This is a genomic window from Azospirillum canadense (genome assembly GCF_025961225.1).
GTDB lineage: Bacteria > Pseudomonadota > Alphaproteobacteria > Azospirillales > Azospirillaceae > Azospirillum > Azospirillum canadense.
Map to the genome: position 1 here is coordinate 627100 of NZ_JAOQNG010000007.1, position 14458 is coordinate 641557.

Below are 14458 nucleotides of genomic sequence, written 5' to 3' on the forward strand. Positions count from 1 at the left end.
AGCGCCCCTCCCCGCACTCGGCACAGTGGGCCAAGCCCTGCTTGTCACGCCCGGCGACGACGGACGAACCACAGGCCGATGATGACGGCTCCGGCCGCCGTGCTCAGAAGCACGACCGCGGGCCGGTCGCCATGGGGTGGAGGGCCGCTGGTCCACGCGGCGCGGCCGGCCTCCAGGTCCTGCCGCAAAGCCGGAAACGGCAGCGCGGACAGGTCGTCGACGGGAAGCGCCCCCAGGATGCGCTTCGGATCCGGCGGCACACCGCGTGCGCTGTCCAACGGAAGCCGCTGCGCGAGCCGGTCAACCTCGCCCTCACCCGGAAAGAACTCCGGGTCGAGCGTCAGCGGGAACAGGGTGGTCGCTCCCTGCATGTGCAACTCGATCATGGCGTTGATGTCGTTGCAGACGCCCAGAGCGTAGTAGCCACCGAACGGCAGGTCCAGATGATGCCGTTTGATCGCATCGTAGGCGCGGACAATGGCCCCGGCGAGGCGGACCACCTCCAGGGCGTCCGGACCGCGGTACCGATGTGCCACCCGGCCCATGACCCAGGCTTGGTCGCGGGTCACGCTGGGGCGGAACATCGCCTCTCCATCGATGCCGAAGTAGAAGGACAGGTCGGCGTTGACCACCGGACCGCGGACGATGACCTCGTGCTGGGAATGGCTCACGGGCACCAAGAGCGTCCGATCGGTTCCCGGAACCGGGAGTTCGGTGTCGAGCCAGAACGGCGTGAGGACGTCGCGGCCCTGGTAGATCAGGTCGCCGAAGTTGGCGAAGTACCGGGCGTCCCGGACGTCCACGTCGTGACCCGCCGCCGCCAGCGCACCCAAAAGGGCGGCGGGGCTGTCCAGGGTTTGTCCGGCGAAGATAATCCGGGAGCGCCGCCCGTCATCCGGAGCGTTCAGGGAGAGGCGGTTCAACACCTCGGCAAGCCGGCGACCATCGGCATAGCGTGCGGCCAGCGTCGGATCGGTCCGGTCACCCATCGCCAATCCAAAGCCCAACGGGCTCAGAAAGGCGCCTTGCGCCGGGGCCTCCCCAGCCGCTGGAATGCCGAGCTCATCGTCGAGAGGCTCCTTCACGGTGGCCGGCCGTCCGGACGGTGCGTCCGCGGGATGGTTCAGCACCGCTCCCGCGAGCCAAACGGAGCGCCCCAAGCCGCGCACGGTGAGGGCTGGGAAGCGGTCCAGAGCTTCGAAGTTCTCGCCGAGGATCAGCTCACGCAGCCGCTTGATCTCGTCCGGTCCAAGAATGCCGCCGGCTTTCGGGTGGTGTCCCAGCCGCGTGGACACAGCCGCCACGAAATCCGGATTCCGGGACAGTTCGGCCATGACCTGCGAGAGCGGCAGTGCCGAAGGCTCGTCCGCCGGCAGCGGCGCGGGGACCAGCAAGAGGCCGGCCAGTGTGAGGACCGTAAGCCCGGCAGCGTGGCGCACGCCGGTCCTCATCGCAAGCGGCTCGCAATGCGCGGCGCGGCGTCCCCGGCCGGCGGACAGTCCTGACGTTTGCTGCACGATTCCGTCCAGTGCAGAAGAAGAATGCGCCGCACCTCTTCGATGGTGTGGGGGTCGGACTGGGTGGAATGGCCGGAGCGCACGATGTACTCCGATTCGACGCCCGCGATGTGAGCGCTCTTGTACTCCACGACGCCGTCATCACCGGTTTCGACGGGACCGTCGCCGCGCACGGCTATGATCGAATGCGCCTTGACCTCGCGCGCGATGGGAGTGCCTGCCAGCGTGCGAACCAGCAGGCTGCCCGGCGTCATGCCGTAGACGCTGCCGAATCGTGCCTCCTGGGCCAGGGCGGTGGTCGTGCTGTCCATCTGCCCGATCTCCGAGAGCGCCCCCACGAGGTTTCCCGGCAACCGCACCAGGCCCGCGATGAACTGGCTGATGCGGTTTCCGGCGACGTAGCTGCCACCGTGTGGCGTGGCGATAAAGACGAGCCGCTTGACCGTAGGCACCGGCTTCACGAACAGGGAGCGCACCAGGAGGTCGCGGCTTGTCGGGGCAACCTCCAACTGGTCGGGTGGCTTGCGGAAGACGGCGGTCCAGAACCGGTCGCCCGTATCGACCGCCGTCAGTTTGGTGAGCAATCCGCCCTGGCTGTGCCCGATGACGACCATCTCGTGCAGCGCGGAGTCCTGTCCGGACGGATCCAAAGCGGAAACCGCTTGCCGCAAGGCTTCCCGCAGCAGCAGCGCGGAATAGGGGACGGGGTTGCCCGTCTCGTAGCTGAAGAACCAGAACTGGAAATGGTCGCGGATGCGTGGATCGCTCCGCAGGTCGTTCAGCATCTCGGCCCAGCGCACGGCGCTCGACGCCGTGCCATGGACGAACACGACCGGGATCCGCCCGGGCCGATAGGGTTCCAGCGCGATCAGGCGGCTCGCCTGGCCTTCCAGCAGGCCGCCGCGCAGGAAGCCGCCGAACTCGAATTCCCACACCGGCAGGCCGTCCAGCATGTACGCGAGCGTGGAGGTGTATTCGATCTCCAGGGGAATCCGCTGGTGATCGATCAGCACCGCTTCCGCCTCCGAGGACGGATAGAGCTCGAGCCGCGCGTGCACCCGTCCACCGGCAAGCTGGCGCCGGGGGTCGGGAACGCGCAGCAGGGCGGTGACAGGCGTCTTCACGCGCGCGCCGACCTGAAAGCCTGCCGTCAGGTTGCCTTGCGTGGTGCCCGCCGCCATCGGCGCACCGATCCCGGGCTGGCGGTACCGGGCGTCGAGCCCATGGACCTCCACCTCGGCCACCGGGAAGAAGTTGGTCAGCTGGCGCCCGCCCCACGCGAGCTCGCGCGGCTCAAAGTCGACGTCGAGCTGGCCCGAGGGCAATGGATAGCTCGCCGCGTGGATGGCCATCCCCGTGCCATCCTCGGTGGCCAGGCCCGACGTCAGACCACGGTTGTACACATCGGTCGCGAGTCGGAGTCGCGGATCATACGGGCTGGGTGGCTGGTCCATCCCCTCAGGGAACAGGAAGGCGTAGGCGCAGAGGGCGGCGGCCAGAAAATACGGGCGCCCACCGCCTTCACTGGCGTGCAGGAAGGACATCTCCGCCAGGGCAAAGACCTCATCGGCGCCGCCCCGGCCATCGGCGACGGCCCTTTGAAGATCCGCGATGGCAGTCTCGGGTTGGGCCAGGAAGCGGTCGGTGAGAGACCACCGGCGCAGCACGTTGTGGGTCGGGTCGCTGAGCACATGCGCGGACAGCACATCGCGGGTGAGCAACTGATGGACCGTCGCATGATCCACCCGCTCGACGCTGACCGGCGTCGCGCAGCCACCAACAACGAGAACGCCGGCCAGCAGCACCGCGCCGGCAACGCGGCATCGGACGGTCTGTCGGGTCATTCCGATGCCTCCGAAAACGGCAGCGCCATGAGCCTTGGGCCCTAATGGCCGGGCGGGGGTGCCACGGTGACGTAGGACACGGTTCCGTTGACATAGGTCTGGTTGTACCAGGTCCCGCCGCAGCCATAATAGCTGACGCTCCCGGCGGTCACGACCGTCGGCGAGCAGGGGAGCACGGTCACATAGGTCGGCGACGCCGTCGCCGCCCCGGCGATGTAGCCGGCCGTTGCCCCGACCGCCGCGCCCGCCAGGGCCCAGCCCCAGTCATCGTCGTCCCAGTCGTCGTAATCGTGGTGGTAGTCCCAGTTGTTCGACATGTTCTGGGCCGCGTTGCTGCGGGCTTGGGTGCGTTCGCTCTGCCCCTGCTGGCGGGCTTCGGTGCGCTCGGTCTGCCCCTGCTGCCGTTGCCCCTGCCGCTCCGTCCGTTCCGCCTGGCCGGAGGCGCGGGTGTCGGCTCGTTCTTGGGCCCGGACCTGCTGGGTCTCGTTGCGTTGCGCCGAACGCTCGGTCGCTCCCGACTGGCGGGAGGCGGTCTGCGCGGCGGCGGTCCGCTGACTGGACCGCTCGGTGGCGCCGGCCTGCCGGGCTCCGGTCGCCGCGGCGCCGCCGGCCGGGCGCTGCGCCGATCTCTGGGCGGCAAAGCCGCCACCCGATGCGGCACCGGCGCGGGAATAGCCTCCCCCGCCGGATGGTCTTGGCGCGGAGAAGCTGCCACTGGCCGCCGGGCCGGACCGCGAGAAACCGCCACCCCCACCTCCGCGAGAAATGCCGCCTCCCCCGCCGCCACGGCCGCCGCCGCCGCGACCGCCGCGCGCCGCAGCATCCGCGAAGGAGGCGACGACCAGGATCAGGGCCGCGCCGATGGCGAGACCGGAGCGTGCGACGCCCATCATCATTTCGGGGCCTCCTCTGCGCTGCCGGAACGTTCCGGCTTGTCCCCGGACGGGCTGTCTGCCGCTGGTGTTTGGTCGCCCGCGGCCTTGCGGACGCGCACCAGGAAGGGAATGCGCTGTGTCCCTTCCGGCGGGCGGAAGGCGAGCTGCGCCGCCGACAGGTCGGGGTTCAGGGTCCAGTCCGTGAGGTCGGCGCGGTACTGCGGCTCGCCCTCGTCGTTCTTGTAGGTGATGGTGATCCGCTGCGGCAGCGGCTCTCCCTCGGCGGCGACCCAGACCTGGAAATCCACGTCCTCGGTCTGGCCGGCCACATGGTCGGTCGGCACCGGGGTCAGCGTGTCACGCTCCACATAGTCCAGGGCCTGGATGCGCTGGTCCAGCTCCGCCGGTAGGGTCGTGACCAGCAAAAGCGCCAGCGGCAGCCGGACCTGAAGGTCCTGGACCAGGTAGCGCACCGCGTCGTCCACACTGCCGGGCCGGTCCAGCTGGCCGTAGACCTTCTGCCCGGGGTCGAACACGGTCAGCGCCTTGCCGTCGAAGGTCACTTGGCGCCGCGTTCCGTCGCTCTGCTGGGACTCCACCCGCAGGGCGTCGGGACGGTTCAGCGTCACGGCGCGGCGCTCGCCGAACTCGATCATCTCGCCTGTGTCCTGCACCACGTCGTAGTTGGACCGGATCGTCACGCGGAAGCCCTTGGCCTGGGCCAGCGTGTCGGCCATCCGGTTCAGCACGTCCATGGCCTGCTCGTCGATGGCCGGCTCGTCGGCCGCGTCCGGCTCCTCCGCCTCGGGCGCCCCAGTCTGGGCGGGAGCGCCGGCGGGCGGCTCCCCAGCCGCCGGCGCCGGGCCGAACAGGAGGGGTAGGCAAAGCAACGGGGCGGACAGCCGCAGAAGCGTTCTCATGGGACACCGCTGATCAGTCGATCACGTGATAACCGCCGTCGATGTAGACCACCTGGCCGGTGATCTGCCGAGCGGCATCGCTGGCCAGGAAGGCGGCGGTCGGCCCGATCTCGTCCACGGTGACCAACTGATGGGTGGGTGCCCGGGCCGCGGCGCGCTCCAGCAGTTCGTCGAAGCGGTCGATGCCCGAGGCCGCGCGGGTCGCCAGCGCACCCGGGGACAGTGTGTTGACGCGGATTTTCCTGGCCCCCAGCTCGGCCGCCAGGTAGCGGACCGCGCTTTCCAGGGCGGCCTTGACCGGCCCCATCATGTTGTAGTGTTCGACCACTTGCTCCGCACCGTAGAAGCTGACGGTCAGCAGGCAGCCGCCATTAGTCATCAGCGGCTCGGCCAGCTTGGCCATGCGGATGAAGGAGTGGCACGACACGTCCATGGCCATCTGGAAGCCCTCGCGCGAGCAGTCGACGAAGCGGCCGTGCAGGTCCTCCTTGGGCGCGAAGGCGATGGAATGCAGCAGGAAGTCCAGTCGGCCCCAACGGTCGCGGATGGCCGCGAACACGCGCTCCAGGTCGCCGTCGCGCCGCACGTCGCAGGGCAGGATCAGGTCGGCGCCGAGCCGTTCGGCGAGCGGACGGACGTGCGGCTCCGCCTTCTCGTTGAGGTAGGTGACCGCTAGGTCTGCCCCAAGCGCGCGAAAGGCCGTGGCGCAGCCGTAGGCGATGCTCTGGTCGTTGGCGATACCGGCTAAAAGGCCGCATTTGCCGGCGAGCGTGATCAGCGTCATGGGCGAAGTCTCCCAAGGAAGCACCAGGCAGTCGTTGCCTGGGCTGATCAGGCCCACGTTCGGGCCTGCTCTGCCGGCACTCCCGCGTGCGGGCGCCGACCTCACCCGGAGTGCCATTCCGTTGTCTCCGACGGTGGCCTGCCGGCGGCTCCAGGTCCATTGAGCCGGAATGGGGCTCTCTTCAGAAGTAGCAAGGCTCACGTACCCTGGCGTGCTACGGTAACGCGTCCTGTATCATGCTTCAGTTCCGGCGGTCGGTGGAGGGGGCTGAGAGCGGTCAAAACCCTTGAGCGGACGGCGTACGGGCAACCGGCAAGCCAGCTTTCTGCAGCCCCTCGACAATGCTCGCGATGGTACCCGGAGCGATGTTTCGGCGTGCGAGCTCGCTCATCGCCTTCGCACCGAATTCCGGATCAATGCGCAGGATGTTGTCGACTTCCTGTGCGGCGTCGGCCTTGTTGCCGGTCTGACCGTGGATCATCGCCAAAGCTATGTGCGGTAGGACGGATTCGGGAACCCCGACCTGCCGCGCCTCGACGAGCGCGTTGTCGTACCGTTTGTGTACGTAGTGGAACAGGGCGATCACGATGTGGTACCAGCTCGGTTGCGCGGGATTGCGGGCAAAGGCCTCGCGGATCATCGGAACACCCTTATCCCACTCCCCGATAAGGCTGTAGCACCGGCCGAGATCGGCGAGGATATCGCTGTCATTGGGATTGAGCGCCAACGCTTTTTCGTAGGCAGCAATGCTGAGCGTCGGCTCCTGGCGTAACCAATAGGCCAATCCGAGGGCTTGCAGGGGAAGAGGATTGTTTGGATCCAGCTCAACAGCGTGCATGGCCAACTGGAGGCCAACCGCCACTGGGTCGGGACGCGCGGGGGTTGGATTGAAGCCGAGCCGGGCCTCATCGATGGTGACCATCGCCCGGGCTGCCCAGGCATCGGCGTAGGAAGGATCGGTCCGGGTTGCGCGTTCGAGGCAGGTCCGCACTTGGCCGTGCAAGTCCGCGTTCAGCTGCCGCCAATATTGGCGCGTCCGCAGCATGCATTCATAGGCGGACAGCTCTTTCGTCGGCCGTGCGTCGGTATTTCGCGCTTCCTCGGTGTAAATCACGCCATGCGGTTGGGCCAAAGCGCGGGCGATCTGCACGGCGATATCCTGCCGCAGAGTGATCATTGTGGCCGGAGTGAAATCACGGCGATAGCTGGCGGACCAGAGGTATTGACGGCTTTTTGCCTTCATCAGCACAACCGTGATCTGGACTTGCTCGCCAGCTTGGGTGACGCTGCCCTGAAGCACATAGTCAACGGTGACAGTGGGATTGGCCTCCTGCAGCTCCGACGCTGTGCGATAGCGGAAGCTGGTGCCAGAGCCAAAGACGAGGAGGTTGCGGAAGCGGATCAGCGCCGCGATGAGGTCTTCGGTGAAGCCCTCGACGAAAATGTCTCGTGCCGGGTTGTCGGTACCGTTGGCGAGGGGTTGCACCAGCAGCGATGGGCCACGCGCCGCGGCCAAGGGCGTCTCCGGCAACGGCGATCGTGGACCAGACACGGCGTTCCACCCTGTGATCGCCAGAAGAGCAACCATGATGCCCAGCAGGACCGCGACGGTCATCACCTTGGGCGATGTCAGCACCCCCATGATGCGCTGCCGGAACGACAGGGGAAGGGGAGGCGAAGCGCTGGCTGGGATGTCTGTGGGTGGTTCGGCAAACGTCGAAGGCAAGCTTGATAGGTCATCTTGGTCGACAGCACTCAAGTGGTCGGCTGGAGCGATCCTGTCGCGGACTTGGAATAGGGGAACATAGCTCCCTTTCGGGATCGCTATTCGGATGGGGTCGTTGGCCCCTTCAGTGAGGTAATACTTTTCCAACGAACGGCGGATGCGTCCTGCCTGGATGCGGACCACGGGGTCGATCAAAGGGTCGAACGTAGTGTCACGATCGAAGACGTCCAATCCAATGGTGTAGGCCTTGATGCAGTGGGCATGCCCTTCGAGGGTCTGCTGCACAACGAACTGCAGAAAGCGGCATTTACGGGTCGCCCCACGGAATTCCCGGCTGGCAAGAACGCGCGCCAGCGCGTCCTGGATGGCGTGCGGGGGGATTGCTTCGTCGGCGGACTGTAGCATGAGCGCATCCTATCCGTGAGCCTCGCACCCATAAGCTGTGTCTGACAGTGCCGTACGCCGACCAAACAAAAAGAACTAAGTTTGCACAGGGAAAGCGCGAAAACACAGCGTGTGCGCACCACGCAGCTTGTTGCATGTTCAGAATCACTCAAAAACAATTTAGAAGATACACTTCCTCAAATTGCGGAGCTGCAAAAGCATGGAGGTCAAAGTTGATGATCCCCATTGTTGCGCCCAGCCGCTTAGAGCGCGCGATGACTCATTTCTTATGTTAAGAACTCGGCAATGGTCAAATGCACTAAGGGTAGAATCACAATCTTTTGAGGAGCAGGACATCCCCTTCTTTGGTCTGCATAGCCATCGTATTGCCCGTACTCGTCGCGGAAGGCGCCCTTCAGCACCAGCAGCATTTCGGTGTCGGTATGCCGATGAGCGGGAACACGTCGGCCTGGGTCCACATTCGGCATGCAGACTGACGCCTGTGCGGCACCAATGGCCCAGGCTGAGCGATAGACACCGGGGACGATGCGGCGCAACTGCAACCGCTCGGGCTCTGCGCCGGCGTGTTGCATCGAGGTGAACTGAGCAGGAGATTGCCCCAGCCCCGTTGGTAATCAGGCGACGCGGGCAGAGTTCGGGCGTCCAAGGTCGATCATGCGGTTGAGGACCGCGACGCCGATGGCGACCTCGGTGGCCTGCGCCGCGTCACAGTGGAAGGGCAGCGCCTCGCCGAGGAGACCCTTCCAGCGCGCCATTTGGCTTTCCACGCCCGCCCGCTTGTTGTAGCCGCTGGCGCGCTGCCACGCCATTCGGCCCTGCTGCGCGATCATCTGGATGTGGCGGTCACGCTGGGTGGGCACGGTCTCGGCGGTGTCGCTGAGCACGGCATCGCTGCGCGGTGGCGCCATCACCGCGGCCTCGGGATGGCGCTCGTGCACGGACGCGGAGACGCCGCTCCGGTCATACGCGCCGTCCCCGGTCAGCGAGGCCACCGGCCCAGAGACCTGATCGAGCAAGGGGCCGACCTGGGAGGCGTCATCGACGCCGCGCCCGGTCAGCGTGGCGGCGACAATCCGGCCGCTGCCCGCGTCCATGCCGATGTGCAAGGCGTGCCAGGAGCGCCGCTTCTTGGTGCCATGCTTCTCGATCAGCCATTCGCCCGGCCCACACAGCTTCAGCCCGGTACTGTCCACCAGCAGGTGGATGGGCGCGCCGCTCGAGCGCGGTGCTGAGGGCAGCGTCACCGTCCGGGCGCGGCGCGCGATGGTGGAGTGATCCGGCACCGGCAGATCAAGCCCGAGCAGGTGCAAGACGGAACCGATCAGCCCCTCGGTCTGGCGCAGCGCCAGACGGAACACCGCCCTCAGCATCAAGGCCGTCGTGATCGCCAAGTCCGAGTCGTGGGGCTGACCACCCGGTGTGGTACGGGGCACCGCCTTCCACTGCGCGACCGCCTCGTCGCTCACCCAGACGGTGAGGCTGCCGCGCTGACGCAAGGCCGCATCATAAGCGGCCCAATTGGTGACACTGTTGGCGAACCCGGTGGCTCAGGTCACAGCGGGGCTACACACGGTTGCGAAGCGTGAGCGGCGCGTTTTTGCAAGTGGCTGGTCGGAAAGCCAAGCGTAGGCCCGGACCAAGTTCATGGCCGTGGCCGCAAGGACTTCCTGGAGAGAGATCTTTGCCAAACCAAAGTAGCGGCATTTTCGGAGTTCCAAGGCTCGGGTCCCCTGCGAAAGGGTACCTTCGATGCCCGCGCGCCGCGCGTAGTCGGCCTGCCAGCCCTCGTTTTGCTGCTCGCGGCGCGCCTTCTGGATGGCCTCGTGTTCGGGCTGCGGGCGTACCGTGATGCGGCGCGACGCCAAGGGCGCATGAGTACACAGAGCCCGGCTTGGGCAGCGTCGGCAGATCGCATGGCCAAAGGTAATTTCAAGAACGTCGTTTCCCTGCATGTCTTTGCCGGGTTTCCAGGTCGTATTGAGCTGCCCTTGCGGGCAGCGCACCTTGCGGTTCTCCCAGTCAATGGTGAAGGCATCAATGGTGTAGCCGCCCGGCACTTTGCTTTGCCAGTTGCTGTTGGGCCGAACCGGACTGACGGGCGCGACGTGGAAATCCCGTGTCAAGCAGACCCGAATGCCGGCATCGATATACCCCGCATCCAGATAATGGCGATGCGGCAGGAGGCCCCGAGTTGCGAGCGCCTCGTGGATCGGCACGGTCATACTCAGGTCCGGGACCGTTGCTGACGTCGTCACCACGTGGGTGATGAAATGAGGAGCGCCCTCATCACACGTTTCCGTCAGGTGAACCTTGTCGCCGTGCCAGCCGGTCGTCCGCCGGTTGGCGTAGCGCGAATCTGGATCATAAGGCGTGTGCGCGCGCAGGCCCGCTGGCGGCAGATCAGCCGGTGTCCGCCACGTCACCTTGTCGTCGGCCACGTAGAACTGCTGAACCCAGTATTGGCGCAGGCACTGGACGGCTGGGCGCTCTCGCAGCCACGGCGGCGTTGTCGGCTCATAATGAGCGGCGAGAAGCTGATGCCCATCGCTGCCAATTTGCTCGGCTAAGGTGCGCCGAGCGGCTTCGGTTTTGGGAAGGCGATGATCCTCCACGCGCCGACTGTAGCGGTCGCTCCAGTCTTCCCGGACCTGCGTGCGCAGCCATGCCGGGGCCACAGTGGCCAAATCGTTGAGCGCTGCTCGGAGCATCTCGCCGACGCCTTCCAAGCGGTTGATGGTCCGTACCGCCGCCAAGACATAGGTGGAATCCGTCCGGTACCGGCCATGCGGCTTCAACAGACCACATTCGATGAGCCGTCGGACAAGCGCGTCAAACACCAAATGCTCACCATGATCCGCAACCAAGCGGGCGCGAAACTCACACAGGACGGAAAAGTCGAAGCCCGGGTCGGTCAACTCAAGAGCCAAGGCGTATTTCCAGTCAATCCGGCTGCGCACGGCCTCCGCGGCTTGGCGGTCAGACAGCCCCTCAGCAAACTGCAGAACGCAGATGAGGGCCAGGCGCCATGGCGAGACGGCCGGCTGGCCGGTGTGCGACTATAGGGTGCTGAACAGCGTATCTTGGAAGATTGGGCCAAACTCATCCCGTAAGCGCATGCAAAGAGTGCCCTTGGGAAACGCCGCGCGGGCCACCCGGGCCGTCTCCGCCGGAATAGACTCAATGCGCTGTTTTGGCAGTGACATGGCAGTTCTCCCCAACGGCATCACCTCCCCTAACAGCCGGAGCAGAGGTCCGATCGGCTCAGGAACGGCGGACCGACGCTGCCAAGTTCGCCAACGGTATCAATTCGTCACCGGGTACTTGGCCTTCGGGATCTTATGACGGCGCAGCTCATTATGTTTGTAGGGCATGCGAGCTCTCGGCAATGGAGGCGCCTTCATACCCGCTCTTCGGCCATTCAGCAGCTCTTGCCCGATTTATGCGCCAAAGCCAGGGCGATGTCCTCACGACGGCGGCTCGGTGGAACCTCCAAGCAGGGAAATGACCTCACTCCAGGCCAGACATGCGCAACCGCGATCTGATCGGCAAACCGGACTGGACATCCGCGACCTACGTGGCCGTCGCCGCGGACCGGGCCGCGCCGGACCGCGTGGTCGTGATCGCGATCGCCGATGAGGTCTGCGGCGTCTTCGGCGTCGACCAGCGCACGGCGGAAGATGGTGCACAAGTCCGGATCATCACCCACCTCGCGACCGGGCATCGTCTGCCGCGCGAGTTCGTGTCGCGGAAAGCGGCCACGGCCTGCGTACAGACGCTGGAGGGGCTGGACTGCTGGACAATGGACGATCCGGGACAGATGCTGCGGTCGGCTTAGCCCAAATCTATCAGACCTTCAATTGGACAGCCGCTCAGTCCGTCGCCGCTCGCCTCCATGCGCCAAGTTACCCAAAGTGCGATTGCGAGAACTTTGGCCCTCAATGTCTCGTCCCACCGGCACGTCGACAACTCCCTCGCCCCTACCCGGCTGACAGCACGAGGGCCATGACGGCTGCGGCGGCCAGGGTGCGCCGGTCGTCGCGGGCTCGGCCGACCACCTGCACACCGACCGGCAAGCCCGACGGGCCAGTCAGGGCAGGCACGTTTAAGCAAGGGACACCCAGCAGCGTCCAAACCCGGTTGAACACCGGGTCGCCGGTGGCCTCCAATCCCTCCGGCGCCTCGCCCGGGGCGCTTGGGGTCAGCAGCACATCCAAGTCGCCCAGGACATCCGCGAATTGTGCCCGGCAATCCGCCGCCAGTCTCCTGGCCACGTCATAGTCTTCCGAAGCGGTCGCCGCACCGGCCTGGAGGATCTCACGCAGCTTGGCGCTGAGGCCATCCGGCGCGGTCAGCATTTCCGGCGCGCAGGCCCGCGCGCCCTCATAAGCCATGACGGTGTTCTGCGCCTCGCACAGGTCACGGAAGCCCTCAGGCAGCGCTATCTCCCGAACCTCCAGGCCGGCGGCGCGCAGCCGACGCCCTGCCTCCTCCAACGCGGCGCGCGTGGCCGGCGTGGCGGCGTCCCACTCGTGGGTGCGGCACAGGCCGATGCGTGGACGGAAACCCTCTTCCGTGATGCGCAGCCTCGGGCGCCCGGCAAGCACGGAGGCGAAGAAGGCGGCGTCCTCCACCGTGCGGGCGAAGACGCCCACCGTGTCCAGGCTGTCGGCAAAAGGCCTGACCCCGGTGCGCTCGATCACGCCGAAGCTCGGCTTATAGCCCACGCAACCACAAAAGCTCGCCGGCCGAATGATGGAACCGGCCGTCTGGGTTCCGAAAGCCAATGGCACCATACCATCCGCGACAGCCGCCGCCGAGCCCGAGGAGGACCCCCCCGGTGTACGGCTGGGGGCGTACGGGTTCCGGGTCTTGCCCGGTTGGAAATAGGCGAACTCGGTGGTCACCGTCTTGCCGAGCACCAGCGCACCGGCCTGCCGCGCCAGCGCCACGCAGGCGGCATCGCGCGGCGGCCGGAAGCCCGCGTACAGCGGCGAGCCGTAGGCGGTGGGCATATCGCCAGTATCGATGATGTCCTTGACGCCGACCGGCAGCCCCTTGAGCGGACCCCTGCCGCAACGGTCGATGCGGCGCGCTGCCTCCAGCGCGCTGTTCGGGTCCAGATGCTGCCACGCCTGCACGGCCGGCTCGCGTTCGGCGATGCGCTCCAGGCAAGCGCGGGTCAGCGCTTCGCAGGTCAGGCTGCCGTCGGCGATGCGCCCGGCGGCCTCCAGGGCGGTCGGGACAAGGCTCATGGCGTGCACCAATCCTCGATGATGCGGCCGTACGCCTCGACCGCCTGGTCGATGCGCGAGACGAGGCAGTACTCGTCGGTCTGGTGCGCCATCGCCGCCTCGCCGGGGCCGAGGATCACCGTCGGCAGTCCCCCCAGCGCCGGGGCCAATGCCGAGGCGTCGGTGAAGTAGGTGGCTCCCTTGACCACCGGCGGTTCGCCCAGAAAGGGTTCCATGATGGCGAAGACGCGGCGAATCCAGGCATTCTCGGGGTCGGTCCACACCGCCTCGACATCAATGATCGGCGCCATCGCCACCTCCGATCCGAGAAAGCTGCCCAGCGCCTCTTTCACTCGCGCGTGCGTCTGGCCGGGCACAGTGCGGATGTCCAGTCCGATCTCGGCGCGGTCGGGCACCGAGTTGACGTTGATGCCCCCATGGAACGTGCCGACGTTCAGCGTCGGGCTTCCCAGCACCTCGTGCCGGCGCTCGTTGAAATCGAAGTCGTCCAGCTTCACCACGGCGCGCGCCGCCTTGGCCACAGCGTTGACGCCCTTCTCCGGCATGGAGCCATGTGCGGTCACCCCCTCCGCCACCGCCCGCAACCACAACGCGCCCTTGTGGCCGACCAGCGGGTGATTGGAGGTGGGCTCCGCCACGACCAGCGCCCCGGCCTTGCCCAGCAGGCCCGGCTGGTTGCAGAGGTGGAAGGCGCCCTCACAGCCGGTTTCCTCCGCCGCGGTGATGACCAGCAGGGCGCCGGGGCCGGATTCCAGCGTCGCGCGGTGGGCGATGCAGGCCTCGACGAAGGCAGCGACTCCGGCCTTCATGTCGCTGGAGCCGCGGCCGTACAGCTTGTCGCCGTCAATGTCGCCGCCGAATGGATTCTGCGTCCAATCCCGCATGCCCAGCGGCACCGTGTCAATGTGGCCTGTGAAGGCAATGGGCAGCTTGCCCTCCTGCCCGCCGATGCGCGCCACCAGACTGGCGCGACCCTCGCCGAAGCCGACCACGGTGACGGTGAAACCGTTGTCCTCCAGCCGCTTGGCCAGGAGGTCGGCGCAGCGGCGCTCGTTGCCCGGCGGGTTGATGGTGTTCTGCCGGACCAGCGCCTGTGTCAGCGCAACGGTGGAGGAGAGTGTCATGGCATTCGTCC

Annotated in this window: 10 protein-coding genes and 2 pseudogenes; 1 reads left to right on the forward strand and 11 read right to left on the reverse strand. The window is 66.7% G+C overall.

Annotation, left to right across the window (positions count from 1 at the left end):
• Positions 1 to 44: 44 nt before the first annotated feature.
• From M2351_RS30540 to M2351_RS30580, 9 genes and pseudogenes are all read right to left on the reverse strand, one after another.
• Positions 45 to 1439 carry a hypothetical protein gene (locus M2351_RS30540; protein ID WP_264659789.1) on the reverse strand — a complete coding sequence of 465 codons (1395 nt, stop codon included), beginning with the start codon at positions 1437 to 1439 and terminating at the stop codon, positions 45 to 47.
• An 8-nt stretch (positions 1440 to 1447) separates the two neighbouring features.
• Complete coding sequence (locus tag M2351_RS30545; RefSeq protein ID WP_264659790.1) at positions 1448 to 3361, reverse strand: esterase/lipase family protein; 1914 nt, start codon at positions 3359 to 3361, stop codon at positions 1448 to 1450.
• A 41-nt stretch (positions 3362 to 3402) separates the two neighbouring features.
• Positions 3403 to 4257 carry a hypothetical protein gene (locus tag M2351_RS30550; protein WP_264659791.1) on the reverse strand — a complete coding sequence of 285 codons (855 nt, stop codon included), beginning with the start codon at positions 4255 to 4257 and terminating at the stop codon, positions 3403 to 3405.
• Positions 4254 to 5156: a DUF2092 domain-containing protein gene (locus M2351_RS30555; RefSeq protein ID WP_264659792.1), complete on the reverse strand. Its 903-nt coding sequence runs from the start codon at positions 5154 to 5156 to the stop codon at positions 4254 to 4256. The genes M2351_RS30550 and M2351_RS30555 overlap by 4 nt, the downstream gene beginning before the upstream one ends.
• A 13-nt stretch (positions 5157 to 5169) precedes the next feature.
• The gene (fabI, locus tag M2351_RS30560; protein ID WP_264659793.1) at positions 5170 to 5940 is read right to left on the reverse strand and encodes an enoyl-ACP reductase FabI; all 771 of its coding nucleotides are present in this window, start codon (positions 5938 to 5940) and stop codon (positions 5170 to 5172) included.
• A 277-nt stretch (positions 5941 to 6217) separates the two neighbouring features.
• Positions 6218 to 8071: a tetratricopeptide repeat protein gene (locus M2351_RS30565; RefSeq protein ID WP_264659794.1), complete on the reverse strand. Its 1854-nt coding sequence runs from the start codon at positions 8069 to 8071 to the stop codon at positions 6218 to 6220.
• 266 nt (positions 8072 to 8337) lie between these two features.
• Positions 8338 to 8643: a cupin domain-containing protein gene (locus M2351_RS30570; protein WP_319801943.1), complete on the reverse strand. Its 306-nt coding sequence runs from the start codon at positions 8641 to 8643 to the stop codon at positions 8338 to 8340.
• 42 nt (positions 8644 to 8685) lie between these two features.
• A pseudogene (locus M2351_RS30575) lies at positions 8686 to 9597 on the reverse strand (IS5 family transposase); the annotation flags it as partial.
• A 21-nt stretch (positions 9598 to 9618) separates the two neighbouring features.
• Positions 9619 to 11115, reverse strand: a pseudogene (locus tag M2351_RS30580) (IS1182 family transposase); the annotation flags it as partial.
• A gap of 479 nt (positions 11116 to 11594) precedes the next feature.
• On the opposite strand from M2351_RS30580, the gene M2351_RS30585 reads away from it, so the two are divergent.
• Positions 11595 to 11906, forward strand: a complete 312-nt coding sequence (locus tag M2351_RS30585; RefSeq protein ID WP_264659795.1) for a hypothetical protein — start codon at positions 11595 to 11597, stop codon at positions 11904 to 11906.
• A 142-nt stretch (positions 11907 to 12048) separates the two neighbouring features.
• On the opposite strand, the gene M2351_RS30590 is transcribed toward M2351_RS30585, so the two are convergent.
• Positions 12049 to 13323, reverse strand: coding sequence for an amidase (locus M2351_RS30590; RefSeq protein WP_264659796.1), 1275 nt, complete (start codon positions 13321 to 13323; stop codon positions 12049 to 12051).
• Positions 13320 to 14447, reverse strand: coding sequence for a M20 family metallopeptidase (locus tag M2351_RS30595; RefSeq protein WP_264659797.1), 1128 nt, complete (start codon positions 14445 to 14447; stop codon positions 13320 to 13322). Before M2351_RS30595 ends, M2351_RS30590 begins: the two co-directional genes overlap by 4 nt.
• Positions 14448 to 14458 lie beyond the last annotated feature (11 nt).

Excerpts from the sequence above, each read along its gene's own strand:
- M2351_RS30545 (WP_264659790.1), bottom strand. The coding sequence starts at position 3,361 with ATGACCCGACAGACCGTCCGATGCCGCGTTGCCGGCGCGGTGCTGCTG.
- M2351_RS30550 (WP_264659791.1), bottom strand. The coding sequence starts at position 4,257 with ATGATGATGGGCGTCGCACGCTCCGGTCTCGCCATCGGCGCGGCCCTG.
- M2351_RS30555 (WP_264659792.1), bottom strand. The coding sequence starts at position 5,156 with ATGAGAACGCTTCTGCGGCTGTCCGCCCCGTTGCTTTGCCTACCCCTC.
- fabI (WP_264659793.1), bottom strand. The coding sequence starts at position 5,940 with ATGACGCTGATCACGCTCGCCGGCAAATGCGGCCTTTTAGCCGGTATC.
- M2351_RS30565 (WP_264659794.1), bottom strand. The coding sequence starts at position 8,071 with ATGCTACAGTCCGCCGACGAAGCAATCCCCCCGCACGCCATCCAGGAC.
- M2351_RS30570 (WP_319801943.1), bottom strand. The coding sequence starts at position 8,643 with ATGCAACACGCCGGCGCAGAGCCCGAGCGGTTGCAGTTGCGCCGCATC.
- M2351_RS30585 (WP_264659795.1), top strand. The coding sequence starts at position 11,595 with ATGCGCAACCGCGATCTGATCGGCAAACCGGACTGGACATCCGCGACC.
- M2351_RS30590 (WP_264659796.1), bottom strand. The coding sequence starts at position 13,323 with ATGAGCCTTGTCCCGACCGCCCTGGAGGCCGCCGGGCGCATCGCCGAC.
- M2351_RS30595 (WP_264659797.1), bottom strand. The coding sequence starts at position 14,447 with ATGACACTCTCCTCCACCGTTGCGCTGACACAGGCGCTGGTCCGGCAG.